Below are 16,520 nucleotides of genomic sequence, written 5' to 3' on the forward strand. Positions count from 1 at the left end.
AAATCAAAGTTAAATTATTTTTCTGAATGGCTTAGATTCTTACACATAGATTCATGAAGATTACTTGTAAGTTTCTATTTGGCAAGGGTATACCAATATTTTTTGTCTGGAACTACACCTAAAAACCAATCAATATTCCTCAAAAAAATCATCACTAAAACCTATTAGGTACAATTTTTCTTTAGCTCTGGTTACTGCAGTATATAACCATCGTAAATAATCTTTATCAATACCATTAGGTAAATAAGGTTGTTCTACAAAAACGGTTTCCCATTGGCCACCTTGAGATTTATGACAAGTAATGGCATACGAAAACTTAACCTGAAGAGCATTAAAGTGCTTATTGCCTTTAACTTTTAAAAACTTCTTATACTTACTGGTTTCGCTTTCATAATCTTTCATGACTTCTTGGTATAATCTATTGGATTCCTCATAAGGTAAAGATGGCGTTTCAGCATTAATTGTGTCTAAAAGCAATACCGTTTCAAAAGGTCGCATTTTTGGGTAATCAACCATCCGTATTTTAACTTCCGCAAAGCGAAACCCATAAAGCTCTTGTATATTAAAAATTTCTAAAACCTCTATAATATCGCCATTGGCTATAAAACCAGCTTCAGTAGTTGGTTTAATCCAGAAATAATTATTCTTAACAACCATTAAAAAGTCACCCGTTGTTAATTCGCTTTCATTAAAAAGTATCCTATTCCTAATTTGCTGATTGTATAAATTAGCCCGTTTATTACTTCTTACGATTATAGCAGTTTCCTCTTTTCCTAATTCACTATAAGCATCATTAATAGCATCCATAATCTCATAACCATCAATAAGTCTGACAATATCTTTAAAATCTGCCAAATCGAATTTAAAGGCATCGTAAAAGCTATTAGACAAGGCCTCTCTTAAAACTGTAGCATTAGCAAGAATACCCGAATCTTGTTCTTGACGGACCACTTCGTCTAATTCCATTCTAGTAACTTCTTTATTATAATTTAGTGCAATTCTATTTTCATCAAGTGCAGGACTGATATCTAATTTTACTGGTGGTAATTGTGCCGTATCACCAATTAAAAGCAACTTACACTGATGCCCAGAATACACATATTGCATTAAATCATCTAACAACGAGCCATTTTCAAAAAGCTTAGATTCACCAGGTGTATCTGGAATCATGGAAGCTTCATCTACTATAAAAATGGTGTTTTTATGTTTATTGGGTTGCAAAACAAACTTTACGCCACCATTTTTTTCTTTTTTAGGAAAATATATCTTTTTGTGAATTGTAAAAGCTTCTTTCTTTGAATAATTGGATATAACTTTAGCTGCCCTACCAGTGGGTGCCATTAAAACAGCACTTTTTTTAGCTTTCCATAAATTGGTAACAATAGTACCAACAATAGTTGTTTTACCAGTACCAGCATAGCCTTTAAGTACATAAAGTGCATTTGGAGCTTTACTAAAAATGAATTCAGAAAGCTGTTGCAAAACAATATCTTGCTTTATTGTTGGCTGAAACGGAAACTGTGATTTGGTGAGTAAATAAAACTCTGATGCAGTCATTTAAGATTGTGTAATATTATAAATTATCCAAAGATAGAATGATTTTTACTCGCTTTGGTTTTTACGATTAAAAAAAAATTGTAGATTTGCTAAATACCAATAACAATCTTTTAATTAAATAACATACTATGTTGACATTTATTCTTATTGCAGTTGCAGTGATATTAGTTACAATTGGCTTGGTTAAGTTAGTTGACAAATTTATTCCTACTAAATTTAAACCAATTTTAAATATTGCACTTTGGCTATTAATAGGTTTTTTAGGGTATCAAACCTATATGTCTATATATGAACCCATTCAATTCAATAAGTTAAAAAACAAACGTTATAAAACAGTAATTTCTAGTTTAATAGATATTAGAGATGCACAACTTGCTCATAGACAAGTAACAGGTAATTTTGCTAACAATTTTGATAATTTGGTTAAATTTATTGATACTGCAGAATATACGATAACACAGCGTAGAGATTCTAGTATTATTGACGAAGTACTAACAAAAACTTATGGTGTTGATACTTTTAAAGATATTGTAATTATAGATACATTAGGTTTTGAACCTGTTAAAGACTCTTTATTTAAAAACTCTAATCGTTATAAAACTATGATGAACGTACCTAATGCAGAAGGTAAAAAGTTCAAACTAGAAGCTGGATTTATTGAACAAAATGATATAAATATACCAGTGTTTGAAGCTTCTGTAAAAAAGAATGTCATTTTAGCTGATCAAAATAGAGACCTTGTAATGCAAGAAAACCAAGTTGTATCTGTAGATGGTGTTAATGGAGATGTTCTAAAAGTAGGTTCTATGGAAGAAGTTAATACAACTGGAAACTGGCCTAAAACTTATGGCTCTGCCGAATAATAGTTCAAATAAAATAAAAAATCAAGAATTGTCCATTCAAATAAGTTTGAGTGGATTTTCTTTTTGTATACTAAACAAAGATTCTAATACAGTACGTGTTTTAAAAGAATTGTTCTTTAATAAAAAACTAAATCCTTTAGAAGTTTTAGATAAGCTAAAAGAACAGTTTAAAACAGAAGATGCCTTAAATGACACCTTTTCTAAAGTTATTGTTATTCATGATAATGACTTGTCTACATTAGTTCCAAAATCTTTATTTAATGAAGATTACCTAGCTGACTATTTAAAGTTTAATTCTAAAATACTAAAGTCTGATTTTATCACTTATGACTCAATTAGTATAAATAATAGTATTAATGTGTATGTGCCATATATAAATATTAACAACTTTATATATGAACGATTTGGTACTTTTACATTTAAACATGTTTCTACTATTTTAATAGAAGATATTTTATACCAAGAAGAAAATGAAGATTCGGCTAAACTATATGTTAACGTTAGCGAAAATCATTTTGAAATTATTGGGGTAGAAAAATCAAAACTATTATTATACAATACTTTTGAGTATCGTACAAAAGAAGATTTTATTTACTACATACTCTTTACCACAGAACAGCTAAATCTAGACCCAGAAACTTTAGAATTAGTTTTTATTGGCAAAATTGCTAAAGATGACAATCTATATAACATCGCTTATAGATACATTAGGCACATTAGCTTTGGAAATAGAAATGACACTTACACATATACTAAAACACTGAAAACCAATTATTCAAATTTTACATTACTAAAAAGTTTTTAATGCGCATTATATCAGGATTATATAAAAGCAGAAAAATTATAGCACCTAAAAAATTACCTGTGCGGCCAACTACAGATATGGCAAAGGAATCGTTATTCAATATCATAAATAACTTGTATTATTTTGATGCTGTTTCTGTATTGGATTTATTTGCTGGAACGGGTAATATAAGTTACGAATTTGCATCAAGAGGTACAGAACAAATTACATCTGTAGATCAAGATTTTGGTTGTATCAAATTTATGAACCAAACAGTTGAAAAGTTTGATATGCCTATTCAAACTATAAAAAGTGATGTGTTTAAATTTTTAGAAAAAACTAAAATACAAGCAAACATTATTTTTGCCGATCCACCATATGACTTTGCTGATGAGCAATTTTCTAAAATTCCAGAACTCGTTTTTCAAAATAATATCTTGCTAGAAGATGGCCTATTAATAGTTGAACATTCTAAACATACAGACCTATCAAAACTAGTTAATTTTAGTTATTCTAAGAGCTATGGTGGTAATATGTTTAGCTTTTTTGAAATCGTTTAATCTCTTTTTATTTTTATAATTCCCTTTTTTTAAGTAAATTGGTTTCCTCCCTAAGATAGTACCCCAGTGTCTACACAATTTTAAACGTAATTAATGTTTAATTAATTTTAAGCATGAACTTTCTATCTATATTGTGGTTAACTATTAATTAATTAAAAACCACTAACCAATGAAAAAACTTTTTTTATTAGGGCTAGCTATCATTCTTTTTGTTGCTTGCCAAAACCAACCACAACGTTATTTTGAAGCTTCTCCAGAAATTGAAACCTTAAAAGCAGGTATTGAAGCTTATGAAGCTCAAAACTGGGATGCTTGGAAAGCCAATTTCGCTGATTCTGCTAAGATTTTCCATAACACTAACAAAGGCTCATCGCCAGATCAACTTATGGCTGGAATGAAACAAATGCTTTCCAATTTTTCTGCTTATAAATTTTCTGATGAAGGTGAAGTTTATGAAATGATTATTGATAAAAACAAAGAAACCTGGGTAAATTACTGGGGGACTTGGATGGGTGAAACAAATAAAACCGAGAAAGGTATTTCTGTTCCAGTACATTTAACGGTGCAATTTGTTGATGGTAAAATTACTCAAGAGTATGCATACTATGATACATCTAGTATCAATCAAGCTCTTACTGAAATCGCTGCTGCTGCTGAAGAAGAAGAAGAAACTGAAGATGCTGAGTAACAAATTTAAATAACCAATCCTTAATTTTAAAAATTATGAAGACAATTAAAACAACAGTATTATTGGTATTATTTTTATGCTTGACTTGTAATGTATCACAAGCACAACAGGCTTATCAGATTCATCAAGATAACGTGAGACCTTCCAAGTTTATGGAATATGAAAAAATTGCCAAAGAATTCAATGCAGCCTGTGTTGAACATAACTTTCAAGGTACATGGTATACAGCAATGAGCAACGATTTTAAATATTTTTACATTACACCTATTGAGAATATGGCTGAATTAGATGAGCGACCTTTTGCAGATATGGCAAAAGCCATGGGTGACAAATTTGGAGATATGTTTACTCGCTTTGATAAATGCTATGACTCACATGGCACTTATATTGTAGTAAGAGACAATGAACTAACCTATATGCCAGAAGATAAAGCTGATGCTCCAGCCGATGAAAACTATCGCAAGTGGTTTTATATGTACTATACTCCAGAAAATGCTAAAAAAATGCGTGAAGGCATGAAGGCCGTAAAAGAGTTCTTTACTAGCAAAGGTTCAAAATCATATTATCGCGTATATCGAAATGGTTTTGGACAAATGGAGAACTATTATATGGTTTCTATTTCTGCTAAAGATGAAATTGATTCAGCTACGAGAGGAAAAGCTAATGATGAATTACTTGGCCCTGACAGATGGGAAGTTTTTAGTAAAGTTATGAACTACACATCTCGTATGGAAGAGTATAGTGGCGAAATGCGTCCAGATTTATCTTATGCGCCAAAAGAAGAATAATCAAAATCAATCAACTTTTAACCAAAAACCCTTCTTGAGTCACAAGAAGGGTTTTTTTATACTAAAGTAAATCTATAAGCCGAATTCTGTTCATCCTAAACTCGTTTCAATCCCAATAGCTATCGGGATTCTGAAAAAAGAACGGAATACCTTATCATTTATCTGAGTGCATTGTTACCAATACACTTTAGCTGTCTACCCTCCAACAATCGAGCGTGCAACCCTCTCCCGATAATTATCGGCACGTTGGTTTACATGACATTGCACCACATAGAGTTTACCTGGTTTCACTACAGCATGACCTGTACATACTTTCTGTTGCACTTTTCCTAACCTCACGGTTGGTGGTTGTTAACCACTATGTTGCACTACGGTGTTCGGACTTTCCTCTCAAATGCTGAACTTATTTCAGTACCTTCTCAAATCAACTTTAAAGTTAAAAAGAATTAAGATGCTGAAACAAGCTCAGCACAAAAGCGATAAGGCGATTTACTTGAGTGCAAAAGTACATAAATTGTTAATAACTATAGATAATTTGGATACTTAGAATTCTTAATTTTAACCCGAATTTTTAACTTTGTTACATAATCAAAAAGCATCGCGTAAGATGCTAGATATTAAAACAGTATCAATACAAATAAATTCAGTAAAATTGGAACACTTTGTAGTATCAGCCAGGAAATACAGACCACAAGCGTTTAAAGACGTTGTTGGTCAGCAGGCTATTACAAATACTTTATTGAATGCTATTGAAAATAATCACTTAGCACAAGCCTTATTATTTACAGGTCCACGTGGTGTCGGAAAAACAACATGTGCACGTATTTTGGCTAAAATGATTAATAGCGATGGTTCAGAAACCCATGATGAGGATTTTGCTTTTAATATTTTTGAATTGGATGCCGCATCAAACAACTCGGTTGATGACATTAGAAGCTTAACAGACCAAGTTAGAATACCGCCACAAGTTGGAAAGTACAAAGTGTATATTATTGACGAGGTACACATGCTATCTCAAGCTGCTTTTAATGCATTTCTTAAAACTTTAGAAGAACCTCCAAAACATTGTATTTTTATTTTAGCAACTACCGAAAAACATAAAATAATCCCAACCATATTATCGCGTTGTCAAATTTTTGATTTTAAACGCATTACGGTGAAAGACGCTAAAATATATTTAAAATATATAGCAGAGGAACAAGATGTAACTGCAGATGATGATGCCTTACATATTATAGCTCAGAAAGCAGATGGCGCTATGCGTGATGCCCTTTCCATTTTTGACAGAGTGGTTAGCTTTTCCGGTAAAAACTTGACAAGGCAAGCCGTTACGGAAAACTTGAATGTGCTTGATTACGAAACCTATTTTACAAGCACTGATCTTATTCTAGAAAATAAAATTCCAGAATTATTACTTCAGTTTAACAATACATTATCTAAAGGTTTTGATGGCCACCACTATATTGCTGGTTTAGCATCGCATTTTAGAGATTTATTGGTAAGTAAAACACCAGAAACCATAGATCTTTTGGAAGTTGGAGACCAAACCAAAGCCAAATATTTAGAACAAGCCAAAAAAACTTCGCAACAATTCTTAATGCAAGGTATTAACTTAGCAAACGATTGCGACCTTAAATACAAAACCAGTAAGAATCAACGCTTACTCGTTGAATTATGTATCATGCAGCTTGCCTCTATCACTTTTGATGGAGAAAAAAAAAATAGTAAACATTACATAATTCCTGCATCTTACTTTAAAAAGAAAGGTATTACGCCTATTCCTGTAAAAGTTTCAGAACAAAAAAGTAATGATGATATATCTGCTGATACCAATTCTATTAGCAAAAAAGTAGAAGTAGGGAAACTTAAAACTACAGTAACAAACTCAAAAGTAGTAGAATCGTTTCAGGTTGCAGCACCTCCAAAAATTGTTTTAAAGCAAGAAACAAAGCGTACTTCTGGTCTTTCCTTAAGTAGTATAAAAGCAAAAAAAGAACATCTTATTAAACAGATTGATGTTGTTATAGACGAAGAAAATCTACCAAAAGAACCTTTTACCGAAAAAGAACTCATAAGTGCCTGGAATACATTTATTGAAAAAATACGGGAAGATGGCAAGCATAATTTAGCGTCTATTCTGTCTATTGATATTCCTAAAGTAAAAGATAACACGATCCATTTAGAGTTTCCTAATGCCACAAATAAAGTAGAAGTAGAACGTCAACAATACGATCTTTTAGCCTTTATTAGAAAAACTTTAAATAACTTTGATATCAGTTTATCTATTTCTGTAAATGAAATTATGGAAAAGAAATATGCCTATACAGCACAAGATAAATTTGAAAAATTAATGGACAAAAATCCAAACATTGATGTTTTAAGAAAAACTTTCGATTTAGATGTTTAAAATTCTATATATAAGTAGATTAGAAATATTTTTTTTAATCTTGACAATCACATTAATAAGCTGTGACGGAAGGGATAGAATACACAAAATAAACGCCGAGGTTTTACATGAAGGGAATCTTTTAAATGTATTTAGCCAACAAATAAAATTCATTCCCGAACAACCTATAATAATCGCTACAGATACCATTTTAAAAAATGGCTTTCAAATTAAAATAAAGTACAATTCTTTGGAGAACCATGATATTGTTAAAATTGTAAAAAATAAAAAAAACACTATAACAAAAGTGCACTACAAAAATTTTGAGGCTAAAATTGAAGTTTTAAAGGATGGTAATATAATTAACAAAAGTAGTATTAGTAAAGCCCTTTTTAACAAGTTTCAAAATCCTGATTTTTGGACAAAAGCAATTATGCAATATGTATGGATAGACTATGAAGCTTCAGCCAAAAGTAATATATACTTAAATACATCATTCCATATTCCAAATACAGATACGTTTAAAGATTTTATTTTGAAAATTGATAAAAACGGTATGATGCAAATTAATCAAAGAAATCTTACTAAAAATATTATATAAACTATGCTAGGGTTAAAACTTCCAACAGATCCACGTTGGGTAAACATTGTTGAAAAAAATATTGAAGAAATATTAACAGACCATGCCTTTTGTGAGCAAAAAGCAACTAGCACTGCTATTTCACTTATAGTCAGTTTCCCAGAATATACTGAGTTAGTACAGGAAATGGTTGCTTTGGTAAAAGAAGAAATTAGTCATTTTAAAATGGTTCACGATAAAATTATTGCTCGGGGCTGGACATTAGGACGTGACAGACGAGACGATTATGTTATTGAACTATTACAGTTTTTCCCTAAAGGTGGTAGTAGAACCACACAATTGATACATCGTTTATTATATGCTGCATTAATAGAAGCTAGAAGCTGCGAACGTTTTAGGCTGCTTTCTGAGGAACTGGAAGATAAAGAATTAGCGGAGTTTTACAGAAACCTAATGATTAGTGAAGCCAATCATTACACCATGTTTTTAGGCTTTGCTAGACAATATGGCGAAAAAAAAGAAGTTGATACCAAATGGCAACAACTTCTTGATTATGAGAGTAAAATTATAAGTAATCTTGGAACAACAGAGACTATTCACGGTTAAAATTTATAACCAACCCCCAATTGAATATTTCTATTCTTAGCTGTTATACCTAAATTATCATCAAAAATATTTCGAATACCATAATTATATCTTACATCAGCAAATATGGCATAGTTTATTCGGTACTCTACTCCAACAACTGCAGAATATGCTAAATTTTTAAGCCCATCTTCATATTTATGTACTTTAATTCCTATTTGCGGACCTAAACCAGCATGGATTTTTTCGCTTACTCTAAACTTTAATAAAATCGGTAATTGAATATAATCTAAATTAAGTGCTTCAGTTTTTGCGCCTTCAGCAGAAAACTGTAATTCAGGCATTAAAGATAAGGTTTTGGATAAACTAATGTTTGCTAAAAAACCAATATAAACACTGTTTCTATGCTTGTTTTCCATTGTTGGTGTACCATCAAAATCTATATGTGAAATTGTGTAACCACCTCTAACACCATACTTTACGTCTTGAGAAAATCCGTAAAACGAAAAACTAAGTAGTACTGTTAATAGTAATGTTTTTTTCATAATTAATAGGTTTGGGATATAATTATTAAGTAATTATATGGATACGAATATATATTATAAAATTAAAATTTTACAATTATAAAGGGTAAAATGCACAATTTTACTGTGTATTGCTAGAAACCGTATCGTAATAGATACTTTTTATTATGCCATCTGCCAATCCGATTTTTGGAACATAAATGTTTTTGGCACCACTCCATTTCATAGCTGAAAGATAAATCCGCATGGCTGGAATAATAACATCGGCTCTGTCTTGGTTTAACGATAATTCAGTTATACGCTCTTCATAAGAATAAGTCTGAAGCATGTTATAATAAGATGTCATATAAAAATAAGAAAGCGGTTTCCCTATAGATTTACCCGAAACTTTAAATATTTTATTAATATTCCCTCCAGAACCTATTACATCAATTTTATGATAACCTTTAGCATGCAATCCTATCCATTCTTGCAATTCTTGCCATGTCTCTTTCTTAACCATATCATTAAGCAATCTTACTGTACCGATTTTAAAAGATCTAGAAGCAGCTTGTTTTCCTCTATGTATTATGGTAAACTCTGTACTACCACCACCAACATCAACATATAAATACGTTTTATTGGGGTCTATATACTTATTCAAATCCGTAGCTGCAATAATTGCCGCTTCTTCTTCGCCTTCAATTATATCTATACTTAAACCAGAATGCTCTAAAACTAAATCAACGACTTGTTTTCCATTCTTAGACTCTCGCATAGCGGAAGTTGCACAAGCCTTGTATTTTACTACTTTATGGGATTTCATAAGTAATTTAAAAGCCAGCATGGTATCTAAAATACGTTTTGTGTTTTCTTTAGAAATCTTGTTTTTTATAAATACATCGGCACCCAAACGAATAGGAACACGAACTAATGAGTTTTTTTTGAATATAACAGGCTTTCCTTTTTCTTCTATAATATTTGAAATAAGTAATCTAACCGCATTGGAACCAATATCTATGGCAGCATATTTTTTTATTGATAGCATATATTAGTTTTCTAATTTTTTAATATAATAATCATAAACAGCAAACTGCGACCTTACTTTTTCTTGATCATTAATTCTATATTCATTTTCTTGAGAATCGTTTAATACTCTTGCTTTAACATTATCACTCCAACTAATGTTAAACGTTTCAATAATTTCTTTCTTAATCTCTTCATCATAAATTGGACAACTTACCTCTACTCTATTGTCAATATTTCTTGTCATCCAATCTGCCGAAGATATATATAATTTTGAATCACCATTATTGCCAAAAATATAAACTCTTGAGTGTTCTAAAAATTTATCTATAATACTAATCACTTCAATATTTTCACTCATACCTTTTACACCAGGAATTAAGCAACAAATACCTCTTACGATCATTTGAATTTTTACACCAGCTCTACTTGCCTCATATAGTTTATCAATCATAGTGTAACTGGATATACTATTCATTTTTAACCTGATAAGACCTTCTTTTCCATTTTTAACACTTTCTATCTCATTATCAATTAACCTAAAAACCGCCTTTTGTGTATAATGTGGAGATACTATTAAATGCTTGTAGGTATTAATTTTGTAATTGGTTTCAAAGAAGCCAAAAATTTTATTTACATCTTTAAGTATTTTTTGATTAGCGGTAAACAACGTATAATCGGTATAGATTTTAGCGGTAGATTCATTAAAATTCCCTGTACTAACAAAACCATAGCGCTTTATTTTCTTACCCTCTTCACGCTCAATAACACACATTTTACTATGTACCTTAAGACCCGTTACACCAAAAATTAAGTTCACACCTTCATCTTCCATTTGCTGTGCGTAATCAATATTGGCCTGTTCGTCAAACCGAGCTCGAAGCTCTATAGAAACAGTAACTGATTTCCCATTAATAGCTGCATTTATCAATGAACTCGCTATATGTGAAATTTCTGCAAGACGATAAATCGTAATCTTTATGGTTTTTACTTTTGGGTCCAGAGCAGCTTCTCTCAAAAATTTAACAACATAAGAAAACGTCTGGTAAGGTGCATAAAGTAAATAATCTTTTTTAGCAATAGCTTTAAAGATACTTTCTTGAAAACTAAGCCCTTTTATGGGTAACGCTTCAATTTTATCATACATAAGATCGGTTCTTCCCAAACTAGGGAATCCCATATAGTCTCTTCTATTATGATATCGTCCACCTGGTATTATACTATCAGTATCATCAATACCCATTTTAGACATAAGGTATTCTAAAGTTTCCTTATGAATGGTTTTGTCGTATACAAACCTAACAGGTTCACCAACTTCTCTATGCTTTACACTATCTGATATTTTATCAATAAAGCTTTTACTCAGGTCACTTTCAAAATCTAATTCTCCATCTCTGGTTATTTTAATCATGTGAGCAGATATACTTTTGTAATCAAAAATGTTAAATATATCGCTCAATGAATGACGTAATAAATCGTCAATCATGATTATATAACTCTTATCTCCTTCTTTTGGCAATTCAACAAACCTATTTACAGATTTAGGAATTTCAATTAATGCAAATTGCTTTTTATCACCTGGCATTAACATTCGAACTGCTAAATATGCACCACTATCTTTTAAATTAGGAAGCACTACTAAATCATTAAGAATAATAGTAACCAATGCAGGGCTTACTGTTCTTATAAAATACTTTTTAATAAAATCATGTTGAACATCATCAATTTGAGTTTCATCTATGATATAAATATTCTCTTCTTTTAATCGTTTATCTATTGTATTTAAAATAGCGACACTTTCACTTTGTTGTTTTATAACAATTTGAGTAATAATCTCAAGTAATTCCTTAGCTTTTATTCCTCCTAGTTGGTTTTTACCATCTTTACCCGCTTCAACAATACGCTTTACCGTAGCATATCTTACTTTAAAAAATTCATCTAAGTTATTAGAAAAAATACCTAAAAAACGCAACCGCTCAATTAAAGGTACTGTATCATCTGCAGCTTCCTGTAAGACCCTCGCATTAAATTGCAACCAGCTTATCTCTCTATTGACATAGCTGTTATTTACAGTTTCTATCTTCGTCATTTAGATTTTTTTAAATTTAGATTGGAAAAACAAATATATTCTATTTAAGCTTAATTATAAGCCAAAAAACTATTATGAAATTACTAAATGTTTGAAAAAACACATAATTACTTCAAATCTCTAGGAAATAAGGTTTTAATAGTTTTACCTGGTTTTAGGTTATTCCATTTTTCTATATCAAATTCTATAATAACCACGCCGCATGTTGGCACATTATCAATATAATGGTCGCCATAAGTATTCACAAAAGCAGTAATAGCATGATTATGACCAAAAACCATAAGATTGGTAATAGAATCATCACACCTCCTAATAACCTTAACAAGGTTTTCTCCTGAAAAGTCGTATAAATCATGGCTTAAATGAACAATACTTTTGTCAATATTTAAGTTTAAAATAAATATATCCAATGTTGTTTTAGTACGTATTGCATCACTACAAACAATAATATCAATATCTAATTTGTTTTCTACAAAGTAGTTAGAAACTAAATCCGCATCGCTATATCCTCTATTGTTAAGTGGCCTTTCATGATCAATAACATTATGCTTCCATGATGATTTAGCGTGTCTTACTAAAATTACTTTTTTCATAAATATTCGATTAAATGCGTTTTTTATCGACAAAAAGTTGTTTTTTTCGATAAAAAGAACTTTATTTGTCTCATAAATTATAAAATAATGACCTTAATAGTGTTAAAAAACTATAAAACTAATTAAACAATAACATAAATCGATGAAACAAATTATATTATCGATGAACAACAAACCAATAGCATTTAGTCGAATTTATAAGTGTCTAAGCATATTTTTTTGATTAAATAGTTTCGGATAACGTTTTTTGTTTTACCTACCAAATAATGACCTACTAAAAAATACAAAATTATTATGACCCCAAATCAAAAACATATTAATCTATCCATTATTACATTTAAAGTAATATATCCCTCTTTTTTAGTTAAAAACAATAGTGTTATTAAGAAATAAATAGTTATTGCTATAGCATTCTATGGCAATAAACGATTTATAACTAAAAGCATTACAGATATTTATAGTTATTTTATATACAATATTATGAGAAATAAATACAATTGTATTTCTGTCGTAAACATAACAAAAGCTATCTTTTTAGTCTTTTTTATTGTTTTTTCTAGTTTACTAACCGCACAGCAATCGCCTTCTATACAGACAGGTGTTACGTTTCAATGGTCTGATACACAGCCTAACTTAAGCGACCCAGCTACTATTGAGTCTATTACCATAAACAGTACAGTGTACAACACTTTTGTTGTTCCTTCAGATTATGAAATGACCAGACTAGGACCAAGTGGTCACAGTCCAAACAGATTAATAGAAAATGGTGTTACAACAGCTTCGGCAAGTAATGTTTCAAATTGGAACACCTTAGCGCTTTCAGCTTTTCAGGATAAAAATTTGAACCATTATTTTTATGCAAACCCCAATGGCCAAAACATTTGCAATGATTTTAACGCTATTGCTACTACTAACGCTCAAAAACAAACCATTTTTTATAATCCAGCAATTCCATCTAACTCAGATGGCGTATTAGCCGTTACAGAACGAGGAGGAAACAACTGTTTTTATATCGAAATATGGGGTATCCCCGCTGGCGGAGGCGTTGAACAAAAATTAGGTGAAACTTTTATTAGAAATAGTGGAAATTACACCGGTTGTAATTTTACTTCACCAAATAGCGGATCTGATTATTGGCATTCTGGTCGTTGTAATCAAAATGGACAAACTATTGCAATTGGTTTATTTTATTTAAATGACATTGCACCTACAGGCTCTAAAATTTCTAAAATTGAATTTGTTGGAGCAACAAGTGATCATGGTGATGGTAAATTCTTTTTACTACAAAAATATGCTGTTGATCAACAAGAACTAAATTGTATTGACACAGGCTATAGTGGCGATTTAGATTTAGTTAATAATGTACCTGATAATTCAACATATAGCTTAATATCTGGTCCTACACCAGCTGGACAGTCTTTTAATTTAAATACTGATGGAACGTATACTTATGTGCCTTCTGCTGGATATACTGGGGATGTTGTATTTGATTATGAAGTATGCTTACCTGCACCAAACACATCTGTTTGTGATCAGGCTACGGTAACCTTATCTTTTGTTGATTTACCACCTGAACCAACTATTAATATAGATTGTGATCCAAATAGCGATAACTTTATAATTTCGGTAACTAGCCCATTAGATGCAGAATATGAGTATTCATTAAATAATGGCACTTACCAAAGTTCTCCAGATTTTACAAATTTACCTGAAGGTTCTTATAGTTTATCTATCAGAAGTATGTTTTCACAATGTGAAAATGACTTTCCTATGAACCCTATTATCTTAGATAATTTAGAACTTACAGGAACTGCAACAGATGTATCTTGTAGAACAGAAGCAACAGGAAATATAGATATTTCTGTATCCGGTGGTAAAACACCTTATACGTTTTCTTGGAATAATGGTGATACAACTGAAGATTTAAATAATGTCATTGCAGGAAACTATACCGTTACAGTAACTGATGCTAACGGTTGTACAATTACACAAAATTATACCATAGACCAGCCATCTCAAGAATTGTCTTCAACACGTACAATTGATGATGTTTTATGTAATGGAGATACAACAGGAGCTATTTATTTATCAGTAAGCGGTGGTACTGCCCCATATACTTTCCTATGGAATAATGGCTCAACAAATCAAAATATCACAGGTTTAGCAGCTGGTAATTATAGTGTATTAATAACTGATGCTAATGGCTGTACTGCAAACAATTCAGCTACAGTTACAGAACCTGACTCTATACCATGTCAAATTATTGTTGATGGTTGTCCTCCAACCATAGATACAGCATGTAGTATAGATGGTTCTGGCACACCTTTTTCATGGTTGCCACCTCAATTTTCTTACCAATGCTGTACGTCTTCTCCAGGTGATAATTATTCTTTTAATGTAGAATTTGATTTGCCCGAAAGTGGTAATACCTGTTGGGACTATAATAGAGTACAAAGAATTGGTAATAATAATTTAAGATTATTTCAATCTAGTGGTACAGATGTTAATTTTACTGCACCATTATCCTATTTTGATACAACTTCAGGAGTAATTATAAACATGGAAATTATTATTCCAAGTGGTATTTTCGATTGGACATTGGAAGTTCTTGATAATAACACAGTTGTTTTTTCAGATACCGTTACTGGGCTTTCATCAAATGGATTGCAAACCATAACCATACCAAGTTCCATTCCAAGTGGAGCTTATAGATTAAGGTTTAGTTTTGATGATAATGGTACTAATTTAAATGCAAGAGATAAAATTGAAGTAGATAGAATTTACTACAATGCCGTATTATTAGATACAGCATGTTTGGATGGCGTAAATTTTGCTGTGACATCAAATTATAACCCAGGAGACTTATTTCCTGATGGTACAACTGGTGTTACTTACACAGCTACATACACATATCCAGATGGTAGCACAGATGTATTAACTTGTGGATTTGATGTTACTATTACCAATATTTCACTTTCAGAAGTAACTGCGGACAGAGAAAATGTTACATGTAATGGAGAATCTGATGGATCATTTACAATTAACGCAACAGGTGGAAATGTACCCTATACATATAGTTTAGATAATATTGATTTTACTAATACTACTGGTACATTCAGTAATCTAAGCGCAAATAATTATATCGTTTATGTAAAAGATGATAATGATTGTTCAGATACTATAAATGTAACCATTACCCAACCAGATGAATTAGAGCTTTCTATAGAAAGTATTACCGATGTAGCTTGTCTTGGCGATACAAATGGAGCTATAGACATTAGCATTTCTGGAGGTACACAACCTTACACATATGCTTGGAGTAATTCAGAAACTTCAGAAGATTTATCTAATCTTTCTGCAGCAACATATACAGTTACAGTCACAGATTCAAATGGATGTACTATTTCGGATAGTTTTGAAGTTTCTACTGTACCTGATAACACCAATCCGACCATTACCTGTCCTGGCGATATTAGCCAAGGTGTGGATGCAGGACTTTGCTCAGCAGATATAACCTT

General features: G+C 31.2%; 14 protein-coding genes and 1 other RNA gene. 9 read left to right on the top strand and 6 right to left on the bottom strand.

Annotated features, from left to right (window positions below; translation table 11 throughout):
- Nucleotides 1-129: 129 nt before the first annotated feature.
- A complete protein-coding gene (locus ABD941_RS13180) occupies nt 130-1,557 on the bottom strand; it encodes an ATP-dependent DNA helicase (protein ID WP_345274611.1) in 1,428 nt (475 codons plus the stop codon).
- 128 nt (nt 1,558-1,685) lie between these two features.
- On the opposite strand from ABD941_RS13180, the gene ABD941_RS13185 reads away from it, so the two are divergent.
- The 5 genes from ABD941_RS13185 (at nt 1,686) to ABD941_RS13205 (ending at nt 5,240) form a co-directional block, all read left to right on the top strand.
- Nucleotides 1,686-2,420, top strand: coding sequence for a hypothetical protein (locus ABD941_RS13185; RefSeq protein ID WP_345274612.1), 735 nt, complete (start codon nt 1,686-1,688; stop codon nt 2,418-2,420).
- The gene (locus tag ABD941_RS13190; protein WP_345274613.1) at nt 2,404-3,225 is read left to right on the top strand and encodes a DUF3822 family protein; all 822 of its coding nucleotides are present in this window, start codon (nt 2,404-2,406) and stop codon (nt 3,223-3,225) included. The genes ABD941_RS13185 and ABD941_RS13190 overlap by 17 nt, the downstream gene beginning before the upstream one ends.
- Nucleotides 3,225-3,764, top strand: a complete 540-nt coding sequence (gene rsmD, locus ABD941_RS13195) for a 16S rRNA (guanine(966)-N(2))-methyltransferase RsmD (protein WP_345274614.1) — start codon at nt 3,225-3,227, stop codon at nt 3,762-3,764. The genes ABD941_RS13190 and rsmD overlap by 1 nt, the downstream gene beginning before the upstream one ends.
- 169 nt (nt 3,765-3,933) lie before the next feature.
- The gene (locus tag ABD941_RS13200; protein WP_345274615.1) at nt 3,934-4,452 is read left to right on the top strand and encodes a nuclear transport factor 2 family protein; all 519 of its coding nucleotides are present in this window, start codon (nt 3,934-3,936) and stop codon (nt 4,450-4,452) included.
- Nucleotides 4,453-4,487: 35 nt separating this feature from the next.
- Complete coding sequence (locus ABD941_RS13205; RefSeq protein WP_345274616.1) at nt 4,488-5,240, top strand: hypothetical protein; 753 nt, start codon at nt 4,488-4,490, stop codon at nt 5,238-5,240.
- 59 nt (nt 5,241-5,299) lie between these two features.
- On the opposite strand, the gene rnpB is transcribed toward ABD941_RS13205, so the two are convergent.
- Nucleotides 5,300-5,672, bottom strand: an RNA gene (rnpB, locus tag ABD941_RS13210) — RNase P RNA component class A.
- 220 nt (nt 5,673-5,892) lie between these two features.
- Here rnpB and dnaX point away from each other — a divergent pair.
- Genes dnaX through ABD941_RS13225 form a run of 3 tightly spaced genes read left to right on the top strand, consistent with a single transcriptional unit; the run spans nt 5,893 to nt 8,812 of the window.
- On the top strand, nt 5,893-7,647 hold the full coding sequence (gene dnaX, locus ABD941_RS13215) for a DNA polymerase III subunit gamma/tau (RefSeq protein ID WP_345274628.1): 1,755 nt from the start codon (nt 5,893-5,895) through the stop codon (nt 7,645-7,647).
- 40 nt (nt 7,648-7,687) lie between these two features.
- The gene (locus ABD941_RS13220) at nt 7,688-8,227 is read left to right on the top strand and encodes a DUF4738 domain-containing protein (protein WP_345274617.1); all 540 of its coding nucleotides are present in this window, start codon (nt 7,688-7,690) and stop codon (nt 8,225-8,227) included.
- A 3-nt stretch (nt 8,228-8,230) separates the two neighbouring features.
- Nucleotides 8,231-8,812: a MiaE family protein gene (locus ABD941_RS13225; RefSeq protein ID WP_345274618.1), complete on the top strand. Its 582-nt coding sequence runs from the start codon at nt 8,231-8,233 to the stop codon at nt 8,810-8,812.
- Here ABD941_RS13225 and ABD941_RS13230 read toward each other — a convergent pair.
- The 4 genes from ABD941_RS13230 to ABD941_RS13245 form a co-directional block, all read right to left on the bottom strand.
- On the bottom strand, nt 8,809-9,336 hold the full coding sequence (locus tag ABD941_RS13230; protein ID WP_345274619.1) for a porin family protein: 528 nt from the start codon (nt 9,334-9,336) through the stop codon (nt 8,809-8,811). The genes ABD941_RS13225 and ABD941_RS13230 overlap by 4 nt on opposite strands.
- A gap of 100 nt (nt 9,337-9,436) precedes the next feature.
- On the bottom strand, nt 9,437-10,342 hold the full coding sequence (locus tag ABD941_RS13235) for a Ppx/GppA phosphatase family protein (RefSeq protein WP_345274620.1): 906 nt from the start codon (nt 10,340-10,342) through the stop codon (nt 9,437-9,439).
- 3 nt (nt 10,343-10,345) lie between these two features.
- Nucleotides 10,346-12,409 (bottom strand): polyphosphate kinase 1, encoded by a 2,064-nt coding sequence (gene ppk1, locus ABD941_RS13240; protein WP_345274621.1) that lies wholly within the window; start codon nt 12,407-12,409, stop codon nt 10,346-10,348.
- Nucleotides 12,410-12,516: 107 nt separating this feature from the next.
- The gene (locus tag ABD941_RS13245; protein ID WP_345274622.1) at nt 12,517-13,002 is read right to left on the bottom strand and encodes a SixA phosphatase family protein; all 486 of its coding nucleotides are present in this window, start codon (nt 13,000-13,002) and stop codon (nt 12,517-12,519) included.
- A 480-nt stretch (nt 13,003-13,482) separates the two neighbouring features.
- Here ABD941_RS13245 and ABD941_RS13250 point away from each other — a divergent pair.
- A partial coding sequence (locus ABD941_RS13250; RefSeq protein ID WP_345274623.1) for an Ig-like domain-containing protein occupies nt 13,483-16,520 on the top strand: 3,038 nt, incomplete at its 3' end.

It is taken from the genome of Flaviramulus aquimarinus (genome assembly GCF_039543205.1).
In the GTDB taxonomy this organism is placed as follows: Bacteria; Bacteroidota; Bacteroidia; order Flavobacteriales; family Flavobacteriaceae; genus Flaviramulus_B; species Flaviramulus_B aquimarinus.

What these genes read in the sequence shown, in the direction of transcription:
- ABD941_RS13235 (WP_345274620.1), bottom strand. Translation starts at nt 10,342, where the DNA reads ATGCTATCAATAAAAAAATATGCTGCCATAGATATTGGTTCCAATGCG.
- ABD941_RS13180 (WP_345274611.1), bottom strand. Translation starts at nt 1,557, where the DNA reads ATGACTGCATCAGAGTTTTATTTACTCACCAAATCACAGTTTCCGTTT.
- ABD941_RS13225 (WP_345274618.1), top strand. Translation starts at nt 8,231, where the DNA reads ATGCTAGGGTTAAAACTTCCAACAGATCCACGTTGGGTAAACATTGTT.
- ABD941_RS13245 (WP_345274622.1), bottom strand. Translation starts at nt 13,002, where the DNA reads ATGAAAAAAGTAATTTTAGTAAGACACGCTAAATCATCATGGAAGCAT.
- ABD941_RS13190 (WP_345274613.1), top strand. Translation starts at nt 2,404, where the DNA reads ATGGCTCTGCCGAATAATAGTTCAAATAAAATAAAAAATCAAGAATTG.
- ABD941_RS13200 (WP_345274615.1), top strand. Translation starts at nt 3,934, where the DNA reads ATGAAAAAACTTTTTTTATTAGGGCTAGCTATCATTCTTTTTGTTGCT.
- ppk1 (WP_345274621.1), bottom strand. Translation starts at nt 12,409, where the DNA reads ATGACGAAGATAGAAACTGTAAATAACAGCTATGTCAATAGAGAGATA.
- ABD941_RS13230 (WP_345274619.1), bottom strand. Translation starts at nt 9,336, where the DNA reads ATGAAAAAAACATTACTATTAACAGTACTACTTAGTTTTTCGTTTTAC.
- rsmD (WP_345274614.1), top strand. Translation starts at nt 3,225, where the DNA reads ATGCGCATTATATCAGGATTATATAAAAGCAGAAAAATTATAGCACCT.
- ABD941_RS13185 (WP_345274612.1), top strand. Translation starts at nt 1,686, where the DNA reads ATGTTGACATTTATTCTTATTGCAGTTGCAGTGATATTAGTTACAATT.
- ABD941_RS13205 (WP_345274616.1), top strand. Translation starts at nt 4,488, where the DNA reads ATGAAGACAATTAAAACAACAGTATTATTGGTATTATTTTTATGCTTG.